Origin of the sequence: Saccharopolyspora elongata (assembly GCF_004348985.1) — a bacterium.
Classification (GTDB): Bacteria; Actinomycetota; Actinomycetes; order Mycobacteriales; family Pseudonocardiaceae; genus Saccharopolyspora; species Saccharopolyspora elongata.
The window spans coordinates 28194-39296 of record NZ_SMKW01000083.1; the positions used below are offsets into that span (position 1 = coordinate 28194).

An 11103-nucleotide genomic window follows, 5' to 3' on the forward strand; every position below is an offset into this window, starting at 1 on the left:
ATCACACGGCGTCCCATTCGGGGGCGCGGCGGCTGACGTGGTGCGCGCCCACGGAGCCGGCCAGCGTGATGAACGCGATCAGCGCCAGCAGCAGCGCGGGTCCCCACGACTGCCCGCCGGTCACGCCCAGCGCCCAAGTGCCGGCCAGCGGCCCGAACCCGGCCAGGATGTTCGCCAGCCCGACCGACAGGGCGACGCCGCTGTAGCGAAGCCGGGCCGGGAACATCACCGACAGCGCGACGCCGATCGGCCCGTACGGGATGGAGATCGCGCCGATGCCCAGCGAAACACCGGCAATCACCAGTACCGGGATCTTGGTGTCGACCAGCCAGAACACCGGGAAGGCGACCAGCACCGAGATCGTCGCGCCGATGACGCACACCTTCGCCGCGCCGATCCGGTCGGCGAGACGGCCGGCGACGATGATCACCAAGATCTCGACCACGGCGCCGACGAGCGTCGCGTTCAGCGCCAGCGTGCTGCTGAGCTTCAACGTCTTCGAGATGTAGCTGATCATGAAGGTGGTGAGCACGAAGAACGCCGCAGTACCCGCCAGGTACGCCGCGCCGCCGATGATCAACCGCCCCCACGCGGTGCGGATCGTCTCCAGCACCGGCAGCTTCTCCTCCTTCTGCTCGGCCAGCGCCGCCCGGAACAAGGGCGATTCCTCCACCTTGACCCGCAGGTACAGCGCGATCGCCAGCAGCACGAACGCGGCCAGGAACGGCACCCGCCAGACCCAGGACCGGAACATCTCGTCAGGCAGCAACGTCAGCACCGCGAAGACGCCGGAGGAGACCAGGGTCGCCGTCGGCGAGCCGAGTTGCGGCACCGCCGCGTAACGCCCGCGCTGCTCCGGCGGGGCGTGCTCGATCGCCAGCAGCGCCGCGCCGGTCCACTCGCCACCCGCCGAAATCCCCTGCAACAGCCGGAGCACGGCCAGGACGATCGGCGCCGCGATCCCGATGGTCTGGTATGACGGCAGCAAGCCGATGAGCCCGGTGGCCACGCCCATCAGCGTCACGGTGCCGATCAGCGCCGCCCGGCGGCCGAGGCGGTCGCCGATGTGGCCGAAGATCACCGCCCCGACCGGCCGGGCGACGAAGCCCAGCGCGAAGGTCACCAGCGAGGCGATGACGCCGATGGCCGGGTCCAGCGCGGGGAAGAACAGCGCCGGGAAGACCAGGGCGGCCGCCGTTCCGTAGATGAAGTAGTCGTACCACTCAAGGGCGGTGCCGAAGTACGTGGCCAGGGCGATCCGGCGGATCTCCGCGGACCGGTTCGGCTTCGCGGCCGGTTCGACGGCCGTCGCCTCGGGCATGGGCGGTCCCTTCACGGGCGAGCACTGGATGCCGTGGCGTGCTCGGCCTGGCAGTGGAATGCGATGTGGACATGCTCAGCACCCGGCGCGGCGCTGTCATTGGCGAAAGCGAGAAACAAAGCGCGGCTATTGGTGGATCCACCACTGGCGTTTCCGTGTGCGATGCGCAGCGGCCGATCCTAGCCGAAACAAGGTCTTTACCCGATCTCGTGTCCTTCGGCTATGCTCGGCGCCGACGTCGCGAACGTCGGTCCACAATGGAGTTTCATGTCGCTTTCCCGGCCGGTGGAAGGATTTCGGAGAAACGATGAAGATCGATCTGATCCTGCGCAACGGCCATGTGTGGACGATGGGCGAGCCGGGACGCACCCATGCGCTGGGCATCCTCGGCGGCCGGATCGTGGCGGTCGGCGACGACGCCACCGGCCTCGAAGCAGACCAAGTGGTCGATCTCGGCGGTCGCACCGTCGTCCCCGGTTTCCACGATGCCCACGCGCACACGGGTCGCTTCGGCCTCGGGCTCACCCAGTTGGACCTGTCGGACGCCACCGGCCTCGACGACATCTACCAGCGGGTGGTCCGCCGCGCGGCGGACCTGCCGGACGGCGCCTGGTTGATCGGGCACAGCTACGAGCCCGCCGGGTACGGTGGCGGGCACCCGCGCCGCGTCGACCTGGACCGGATCGCCCCGGCCCACCGCGTCTGGCTGAAGCACCGCAGCGAGCACATGGGCGTCGGGAACACCTTGGTCCTCGAGGACGCAGGCGTGTTCGGCATCGACCAGGTGCGCGGCGGGATCATCGAGCGCGACGGCGCGGGCGAGCCGACCGGGCTGCTGCAGGAACAGGCTCAGGCACTGGTCAACGACCTGCTGGTGCCGGTAGCGGTCCGGGAGCTCGTCGAGGCGATCGGCGCGGCGCACCAGAGGTACGTCGCCGAGGGCCTCGTCGCCTGCCAGGAAGCGGGCATCGGCGGCGGCTGGATCGGACTGAGCCCGGTTGAGCTTGCCGCCTACCAAACCGCGCTGCGCGAAGGAAAGCTGCGCGTCCGGACGACCCTGATGCCCGCCTACGAAACACTGCGGGAACTCAACGGACACGACACCGACGAGCTCGAACTCGGCCTCGACCTCGGGTTGACCACCGGACTCGGCGATCCGATGCTGCGGCTGGGCGCGGTGAAGATCTTCGCCGACGGGGCGTTGGCCAGCCGCACCGCCGCGATGACCGACGATTTCTCCAACGAGCCCGGCAACCGAGGTGTGCTGCAGCTGGAACCCGAAGAGCTCCGGGGCCGGATCATCAGAGCGCACCGCTCGGGCTGGCAGGTCGCGACGCACGCCATCGGTGACCGCGCGGTCGGCCTCGCCATCGACGCCTACCGGGAGGCCTTGACCCGGTGGCCGCAAGCGGACGCCCGCCACCGCATCGAGCACTGCTCCGTGACCACGCCCGAACACGTCAGCGCACTCGCCGAGCTGGGTGTCGTTCCGGTGCTGCAGAACTACTTCATCCACACCCTCGGCGATGCGGTGCTGTCCAACGTCGGCCCGCAGCGCCGCGACTGGGTCTACCGGCTCCGGTCCCTGCTCGATGCCGGGATCCCGGCGGCGGGCAGCTCCGACCGGCCGGTCGCGGACGGCGCGCCGCTGAAGGCGATCCAGCGCATGCTGACCCGCCGCACGGCCGGCGGACAGGCCTTCTCCCCGCACGAAGCGGTTTCCTTCGAAGAAGCTCTGCGCTGCTATACCGTCAACGCCGCGCACAGCGCGTTCCTGGAGCACCAGCTCGGGACGCTCACCCCCGGCAGGCTCGCCGATGTGGTCGTGCTGGCCGAAGACCCGACGGCGGTCCCCACCGATTCCCTCGACCAGATCGGCATCGCGGCGACCATCATCGGCGGCCAACCCGCCCACGACCCCGACGACCTGCTCGGCTGATGCCCGGTTGCGAGATGTCGACGATCGCGCCCCGGACATCGCGGCGGCTGGACACCGTACCGGCCCGGTCAGACCAGTACAACGGCTGTCATCTGCGAGTTCACCTGATAGATTCGGCTACGCAACGCGATTTGTCCATTCAGGATCGTCACGTCTGATTCCGGTGCGGCCCAAGCACTTCACCAACGCCCGACAACCGGTTCCCTCGTCCTGCCCCTGCACGAGAAGGGACGGTCGATGTTCAAGAAAGCCATCGTTTCCTGCGCCGCTCTGCTGCTGTCCGCCGCCTGTGCCGGTCCCGGCCCGGCCGGCGACGCGCCCGACTACCCGAACGACGAGATCCGGCTGATCGTCCCCTACGCCGCCGGTGGCCCCACCGACATCGCCGGCCGCGCGGTGGCCCGCTTCCTCGAACGAGACCTCGGTCAACCGGTGGTCGTCGAGAACCTGCTCGGTGCGTCGGCCACCACAGGCACCACCGAGCTGGTCCAGAGCAAACCAGACGGCTACACCATCGAGATGGCCACCACCTCGCCGCTGGTGCTGGTTCCGCAACTGCAGAACCTGGGCTACGACAAGGACTCCGTGGCAACCATCGGCGTATCGATGCAGATCGCTTCGGTGCTGGCGGTTCGCGCCGACTCGCCGTACCGCACGGCCGAGGAGTTCTTCGTGGCGGCGCGGCAGAATCCGGACCGCATCACCGTGAGCCTGCCCGGTGCGAACACCCCGCAGGGCATCGAACTGCGGCGGCTGCGCGACGAGCACGGGGTGGCGCTGTCCCTCGTGCCCTTCAACGGCGACGCCGAGGCCGTCGCGACCCTGCTCGGCGGCAACTCCGATGCGTTCTTCGGATCCTCCGGCGACGTGGTGATGTCGCGAATCCGGTCCGGCGAATTCCGCGCGCTCACCGTGGGTTCCGCGCAGCGCCTGCCGTACCTGCCGGACACGCCGACGTTCACCGAACTCGGCTTCGCCGGGCTGACGCTGAGCACCTCGACCTACGGTCTCGTCGCGCCCGACGGCACCCCGCCGGAGATCACCAAGCGGCTCGAAGAGGCGCTGCGAGCGGCGCTGGAAGATCCGGCCGTCCGCGAGCAGATCGGCGCGGAGTACATCCCGGCCCAGTTCATCGGTGCCCAGGATTTCCGCTCCCTGCTGGACGAATCGTGGGCGATCTACGAACCGATCCTGCGTCGGTGACGGAATCGAGGTGGTGGTGTCATGCGAACGAAGAAGATCGCGATGACCGTCGCGCTGCTGGCCGCGCTCGTGCTGCCGGTGGCCTGCGGGTCGGGCGGCGGGAAGTCGGACTACCCGGCCGACGAGATCCGGCTGATCGTCCCGTACACGCCCGGCGGGCCGACCGACCTCGCGGCGCGCACCATGGGCGACCACCTCCAACGCAGCCTGGGGCAGCCCGTGGTGGTCGAGAACATGCCCGGCGCGGCCGGTTCGGTTGCGATGAACGAGCTCGTGTCCAGCAAACTGGACGGGTACACGTTGAAGCTGATCGCGGCACCGGCCACCGTCATCACGCCGCTGATCCAGGACGTCGGCTACGGCCCGGGCGACTTCGAGGCGGTCGGCGTCATCTCCGAGATGCCGTCGGTGCTCTCGGTCGGCACCGGGTCGAAGTTCACCACCGCCGAGCAGTTCTTCGCCGAGGCGAAGGCCCGGCCGAAGCAGCTCAAGGTCGGCGTACCGGGCGCGACGACCTCGCAGGCCATCGAATTGCGCCGCCTGGCAGGCGAATACGGGGTGCAGGTCACCGTGGTGCCGTTCAACGGCAACATGGAGATGATCCCGGCCCTGCTCGGCGGCAACATCGATGCGCTGTTCTCCAACCTCTCCGAGGACATCCGCGCGCAGTTCGACGCGAACGCCTTCCGGCCGCTGGCCATCAGCCCGCGAGACCGCGTCGATTACCTGCCGCAGGTGCCCACCCTGCACGAACTCGGCTACCAGAGCCTGACCTACAGCACGTCGCTGTTCGGGCTCGGCGCGCCGAAGGGGACGCCGCCGGAGATCATCGACGAGCTGGAGCAGGCCCTGCGTGCCGGGCTGCAGGATCCGCGGGTGCGCGAACAGCTCGACGAGGCCTACGTCCCCGACCGGTTCATCGACCGCAACGCGTTCCGGGCCCGGCTGGACGAGATCGTCCGGGTCTACGGCCCGGTGGCCAAGCAGATCGGCGGTAACTAGGTTGGCCGCCCGCGAGCCGCGCCGATCCGGTTTCGCGCACCGCATCGGCGGCGCGGTGGCGCTGCTGGTGGGCGTTTTCTTCGTGGTGCAGGCCCATTCCCTCACCCTCGGTGATTTCGCCGCCCCGGGACCGGGATTGTGGCCGTTCCTGATCGGGCTGGTCATGACCGGCGCCGCGATCCTGGTGCTGCTCACCGATTCCGGCGCCGACCACGAGCCGCTCACTCCTGCCGCGCGCAACGTCGTGTTCGGCATCGCGGGGCTGGCGGTGTTCATCGCGGCGTTCACGTACCTGGGGTTCATCCTGCCCGGTCTGGTGACGTTCGCCTGCTGGCTGCGGTTCCTGGCCCGCGAGTCGTGGCGCAACGCGCTGCTCCTCGCGGTGGTGCTCACCGCGGTGTTCTACGTCCTGTTCGTGCCGGTGCTGGGCGTGCCGTTCCCGCAGGACGTGGTGGCCGCGCTTTGGGGAGGTGACTGACCATGGGGTTCGAGTCGATGCTCACCGGGTTCGAGGTCGTCTTCGCGCCGGAGAACCTGCTCTACGTCTTCCTGGGCGTGCTGATCGGGACCGTCATCGGCGTCATGCCGGGGTTGGGTCCGACGGCGACGATCGCGCTGCTGCTGCCGCTGACCTACGGCATCGAGCCGGAATCCGCGGTCATCCTGCTGGCCGGGATCTACTACGGGTCGATGTACGGCGGCACCATCACGTCGGTGCTGCTGCAGCTGCCCGGTGAGGCGGCGTCGGTGGTCACCACCTTCGACGGGTACCAGATGGCCAAGCAGGGCCGCGCCGGTCCCGCGCTGGGCATCTCGGCCATCGGGTCGTTCATCGGCGGCACCGCCGCGGTGGTCGGCCTGACGCTGTTCGCCCCGCTGCTCGCGTCGTTCGCCGTCCGCTTCGGCCCGCCGGAGTACACCGCGCTCACCGTGCTGGGCATCCTGCTAGTCACCTACCTCGGCACCAAATCGGTGCCGAAGAGCCTGGTGGCCGCGGCGCTCGGGTTGCTGCTGGCCTCGATCGGCCAGGACCCGATCGAGGGCACAGCGCGGTTCACGCTGGGTATGACGGATCTGCTGGACGGACTGGACTTCGTCGCGATCGCGATGGGCCTGTTCGGCGTCGGGGAAGTGCTCTACAACCTGGAGCGCGGCGCCGAGGGGACGATGGTCACCAACAAGATCGGCCGGCTGTGGCCGACGATGCGGGACTGGGCGGCGTCGCGCGGCGCGATCCTGCGCGGCTCGATCCTGGGTTTCGCCATCGGCGTGCTGCCCGGCGGCGGTGGCGTGGTGTCCTCGTTGGCCTCCTACGCCCTGGAGAAGCGCCGGTCGCGGCATCCCGAGAGGTTCGGCAAGGGCGCCATCGAAGGCGTCGCCGGTCCGGAGACTGCGAACAACGCCTCGTCGGCGTCCGCGTTCATCCCACTGCTGACGCTGGGCATCCCGTCGAACGTGGTGCTGGCGCTGATCTACGGCGCGCTGCTGATGCAGAACATCACGCCAGGCCCCCAGCTGGTGTCGGAGAACCCGGAGATCTTCTGGGGTGTCATCGCCTCGATGTACCTCGGGAACCTCATCCTGCTGGTGCTGAACCTGCCGCTGGTCGGGGTTTTCGTGCAGCTGCTCCGGTTGCGGGTCGGGATCCTCGGCGCGATCGCCGTGATGGTCACGATGGTCGGGGTGTTCAGCATCAACAACGACACGTTCGACATGTGGGTCGTGCTGGTGTTCGGGGTGATCGGGTACCTGATGCGCAAGTCGGGTTTCGAGCCCGGACCGCTGGTGCTGGCGTTCGTGCTCGGCGCGATCATGGAGCGTTCGTTCCGGCAGTCGATGCTGCTGTCCAACGGCGACCTCGGCATCTTCGTGACCCGCCCGATCTCCGGCGCGATCGTGCTGATCGCCGTCGCCGTGATCGCCTTCTCCGCCTTCCGGCTCGTGCGCTCGCGCAGGCGGCGCGACCAGGACGAACGGCGATCGTCGGCCGAGGTCCGCTAACGCCGGTCATCCAATGTGGAAAGCGGTGCGCGAGACCGGGGATTTCGCCTATTGACCCAGACGAGTGACCCCAGTTACATTCCCGCCGAAAAAGGGATTTCTGCCCGGACGGCGGCCATGCGCTTGTCCGAACACCGCCGAACGGCACGGAAGGCGACCGCATGAGTCAGGCGACGCGGCCTGAGCACGACGACGAGCTGCCCGATCGCGGCGCCGCGAAGACCGATGTCGGCGAGATCGTCGCCGCGCACGACGAGGAACGCCCGGCCCGGCAGCTGTCCCGCCGGCCGGACCTGCTCGTCTACCTGGTCGCCCTGGCCGTCGCGGTGCTGGTGCTCAAGCAGGTCTTCTACCCGCTCACCAAGGGCAACCAGTACTACCTGGTCATCTTCCTCGGCTGCACGCTGCCGCTGGTGTTCCTCTGCTACCGGCCCGGCGGCCGCCGCCCGAAGGGCGACCGCGACGACCCGGCCTGGTACGACTGGGCGCTGTCGGCGATCGCGCTGCTGGTCGGGTTCTACCCGGTGCTCCCGGTGCCCTCCGGCGGATTCGACGCGTTCCTCGACCGGCAGGGCAGCCTGTCCACGTTGGACATCGTGGCCGGCGCGCTGCTGCTCCTGCTCGTCCTCGAAGCGACCCGGCGCACCACCGGCTGGATCCTGCCGGTGATCTGCGCGGCGTTCATCGGCTACGCCTACTACGGCGGATTCCTGCCGCAGAACTGGGGAATCGCGCACGCGGGCGTTGACTTCAGCCAGGTCATCAACGCGCTCTACAACGATGCCAGCGGGTTCTACGGCACACCGCTGGACGTCGCGGCCAGCTACATCGTGCTGTTCACCATCTACGGCGCGGTGCTCAACGCCTCCGGCGCGGGCCAGTTCTTCGTCGACTTCTCCTTCGCCGCGTTCAAGCGCTCCCGCACCGCGCCCGGCCGCACCACGGTGCTGTCCGGGTTCCTGCTCGGCACCGTCTCCGGTTCGGGCACCGCGACCGCGGTGAGCCTCGGCGCGATCACCTGGCCGATCCTGCGACGCGCCGGGTACCCGAAGGAGCAGGCGGGCGGCCTGCTGGCGGCTTCGGGCATCGGCGCGATCCTGTCCCCGCCGACGCTCGGCGCGGCCGCGTTCATCATCGCCGAATACCTGCAGACCTCGTACCTGACGGTGCTGATCTGGGCCACGATCCCGACGGTGCTGTACTACCTCGGCATCGTGTTCGCGGTGGAGGCCGACGCCCGCCGCTTCGGTGCCAAGGCGGTCGAGACCGAACACGCCAGCGCGTGGCGGCTGCTGCTGCGCGGCGGATACCACTTCCTGTCCCTGGCCATCATCGTGGTGTTCCTCGCCCTGGACATCCCGCCGTTCGCGGCGGTCGTCTACGCGACCGGCGTCGCCGCGGTGTTCGCGCTGGTCTCCGGGCTCCTCCGGGCCGAACACGGCCCTGGGGCCGCGGTGCTGAAGTGGTTGCGGGACATCGTGGACGCGCTTTCCGCCGGGGTTCGCGGCGCGCTGCCGGTTGTCGCGGTGTGCGCGGCGGCCGGGATCATCACCTCGACCATCACCAAGACCGGGCTGGGCCAGGAGCTCGCCGACGCGCTGGTCCAGGCCGCGCAGGCGCTCACCAGCAACCCGACCGCGATCCTGGTCTTCACCGTGGTGTTCTCCGCGCTCGCCGTCGGCGTGCTCGGGCTCGCGGTGCCGGTCACGGCGTCGTTCATCATCGCGTGGGTGGTGATCGGGCCCGCGCTCGGCGCCCTCGGCGTCGCCGACGCCGAGCGGGCCATGTTCATCTTCTACTACGCGGTGCTCTCCGAGGTGACGCCGCCGACCGCGCTGGCCGCGGTGGCGTCCGCGGCGATCACCGGCGGGCGGATCACCGGCACGATGATGCAGGCCTGGAAGTACACGCTGCCCGCGTTCCTGGTGCCGATCGCGTTCGTGCTGACCGACAACGGATCGGCGCTGCTGCTGCAGGCCGGCCCGCTGACCGTCCTGTGGGTCGCGGCGGCGTCCATCGTGGCCGTCGCCGCGCTGAGCGTGGTGACCGGCGGCTGGCTGGCCGGGCCGGTGCGCCTCCCGGTGCGCCTGCTGTTCGTGCCCGGCGCGCTGTGCCTGCTGTACCTGGAGCCGCCGGTGGTGGCCATCGGCCTCGGCTGCTGCGTGCTGGGGCTCGTCGCACAGCTCGTCCTGCGCCGCAGGGAAACGATCAAGGAGGTTCGTGATGCGGGTTAAGGCATTGCTGGTGGCGGCCGCGGCGGCGACGCTCGTCGTGTCCGGCTGCGGCGGCAAGCAGGTGCAGGACAGCCAGGCGGGCACGGGAGCCTGCGAGGCGGCGGACGGCCGGTTGACGATCGCCACCGGCAACACCGGCGGCGTGTACTACGTCCTCGGCGGCGGGCTCGCGCAGCTGATCAGCAACAACACGAAACTGCGCGCCACCGCGGCGGAAACCGGCGCGTCGGTGCAGAACATCCAGCAGCTGGTGGCCGGCGACTACGACATCGCGTTCACCCTCGCCGACACCGCCGCCGACGCGGTGCAGGGCAAGGCGAGCTTCGAGGGCAAGCCGCAGAAGATCCAGGCGCTGTCCCGGATCTACCCGAACTCGACGCAGGTCGTGGTGCGCGCGGACGCGGGCATCAACAGCGTCGCCGACATGCGCGGCAAGCGGATCTCCACCGGTTCACCCAAGTCCGGCACCGAGGTCATCGCCAACCGCGTGCTGTCCTCGGCCGGGCTGAACCCGGACACCGACATCCAGGCGCAGCGCCTGGCGCTGGGCAAGGCGGTGGACGGCATGAAGTCCGGCACCGTCGACGGCCTGTTCTGGTCCGGCGGACTGCCGACCCCGGAGATCACCGACCTGACGACGTCCCTGGGCGGCGCGGTGAAGTTCGTCGACATCACGCCGCAGCTGGGCGCGATGCAGCAGATCAGCCCGGTCTACGAGGCGAGCACCATCCCGGCGGCGACCTACAAGCTGCCCGCGGACGTGCCGACGATCGCGGTGCCGAACCTCCTGGTGGTCCGCGAGGACTTCCCGGCGGGCAACGCCTGCGCGATTACGAAGCTGATCTTCGACAAGCGGGCGGACCTGGAGCAGGTGCACCCGTCGGCCAAGGAGATCACGAAGGACAGCGCCGCCAAGACCGATCCGATCCCGCTGCACCCGGGCGCCCAGCAGGGCCTCGCGGGCTGACGTCCGCCGCTTACAGCACCTTGAACGGCCGAACAGTGCTCCGTCCTTCTAGGGCCGAGATGAAGCCCGAGCATTGTCGGTCAGGCTGGTCGTTCAGTAAACGGGGCTGTCATACCCCGGCCGTAAAGTGATCAGTATGAAGGCGAACACGGCGGCGAGGTTCCGCCTGTACCCCAGCCAGGTGCAGGCGGAACGGCTCACGGTGTGGTCGCATACCTGCCGGGCGGTGTGGAACATCGCGCTGGCGCAGCGCATTTGGGGATACAAGTCCGCGCGGCGAGCCACCGTGCGCTCCATGGAGCAGTGCTCCGGACTCACCGAGGCACGCAAGGACCACGCCTGGCTTCGAGACCTTCCCGCACAGTGCGCCCAGCAAGTTCTCCGGCAGCTCGATACCGCCTATGACAACTTCTGGAACCCCAACCGCCCAGCTGGG

The 11103-nt window shown here is 69.3% G+C and carries 9 protein-coding genes; 8 read left to right on the forward strand and 1 reads right to left on the reverse strand.

Features of this window, described 5'->3' with window-relative positions; genetic code table 11:
• Position 1: 1 nt before the first annotated feature.
• Positions 2–1321, reverse strand: a complete 1320-nt coding sequence (locus E1288_RS38315) for an MFS transporter (RefSeq protein ID WP_132493576.1) — start codon at positions 1319–1321, stop codon at positions 2–4.
• 307 nt (positions 1322–1628) lie between these two features.
• Here E1288_RS38315 and E1288_RS38320 point away from each other — a divergent pair, with 307 nt between their 5' ends.
• The 8 genes from E1288_RS38320 to E1288_RS38355 all read left to right on the forward strand — a co-directional run.
• A complete protein-coding gene (locus E1288_RS38320; protein ID WP_132493577.1) occupies positions 1629–3260 on the forward strand; it encodes an amidohydrolase in 1632 nt (543 codons plus the stop codon).
• A gap of 237 nt (positions 3261–3497) precedes the next feature.
• Complete coding sequence (locus E1288_RS38325) at positions 3498–4463, forward strand: tripartite tricarboxylate transporter substrate binding protein (RefSeq protein ID WP_132493578.1); 966 nt, start codon at positions 3498–3500, stop codon at positions 4461–4463.
• 21 nt (positions 4464–4484) lie between these two features.
• The gene (locus E1288_RS38330; RefSeq protein ID WP_132493579.1) at positions 4485–5465 is read left to right on the forward strand and encodes a Bug family tripartite tricarboxylate transporter substrate binding protein; all 981 of its coding nucleotides are present in this window, start codon (positions 4485–4487) and stop codon (positions 5463–5465) included.
• Between the two features lies 1 nt (position 5466).
• Entirely contained in the window at positions 5467–5943 is a 477-nt protein-coding gene (locus E1288_RS38335; RefSeq protein ID WP_165968479.1) for a tripartite tricarboxylate transporter TctB family protein, read from the forward strand.
• 2 nt (positions 5944–5945) lie between these two features.
• On the forward strand, positions 5946–7466 hold the full coding sequence (locus E1288_RS38340; protein WP_132493581.1) for a tripartite tricarboxylate transporter permease: 1521 nt from the start codon (positions 5946–5948) through the stop codon (positions 7464–7466).
• A 161-nt stretch (positions 7467–7627) separates the two neighbouring features.
• On the forward strand, positions 7628–9700 hold the full coding sequence (locus tag E1288_RS38345) for a TRAP transporter permease (RefSeq protein ID WP_132493582.1): 2073 nt from the start codon (positions 7628–7630) through the stop codon (positions 9698–9700).
• Positions 9690–10667, forward strand: a complete 978-nt coding sequence (locus tag E1288_RS38350) for a TAXI family TRAP transporter solute-binding subunit (protein WP_165968480.1) — start codon at positions 9690–9692, stop codon at positions 10665–10667. The genes E1288_RS38345 and E1288_RS38350 overlap by 11 nt, the downstream gene beginning before the upstream one ends.
• A gap of 136 nt (positions 10668–10803) precedes the next feature.
• A partial coding sequence (locus tag E1288_RS38355; protein ID WP_165968481.1) for a helix-turn-helix domain-containing protein occupies positions 10804–11103 on the forward strand: 300 nt, incomplete at its 3' end.

Excerpts from the sequence above, each read along its gene's own strand:
- E1288_RS38320 (WP_132493577.1), top strand. The coding sequence starts at position 1,629 with ATGAAGATCGATCTGATCCTGCGCAACGGCCATGTGTGGACGATGGGC.
- E1288_RS38350 (WP_165968480.1), top strand. The coding sequence starts at position 9,690 with ATGCGGGTTAAGGCATTGCTGGTGGCGGCCGCGGCGGCGACGCTCGTC.
- E1288_RS38325 (WP_132493578.1), top strand. The coding sequence starts at position 3,498 with ATGTTCAAGAAAGCCATCGTTTCCTGCGCCGCTCTGCTGCTGTCCGCC.
- E1288_RS38340 (WP_132493581.1), top strand. The coding sequence starts at position 5,946 with ATGGGGTTCGAGTCGATGCTCACCGGGTTCGAGGTCGTCTTCGCGCCG.
- E1288_RS38345 (WP_132493582.1), top strand. The coding sequence starts at position 7,628 with ATGAGTCAGGCGACGCGGCCTGAGCACGACGACGAGCTGCCCGATCGC.
- E1288_RS38330 (WP_132493579.1), top strand. The coding sequence starts at position 4,485 with ATGCGAACGAAGAAGATCGCGATGACCGTCGCGCTGCTGGCCGCGCTC.
- E1288_RS38315 (WP_132493576.1), bottom strand. The coding sequence starts at position 1,321 with ATGCCCGAGGCGACGGCCGTCGAACCGGCCGCGAAGCCGAACCGGTCC.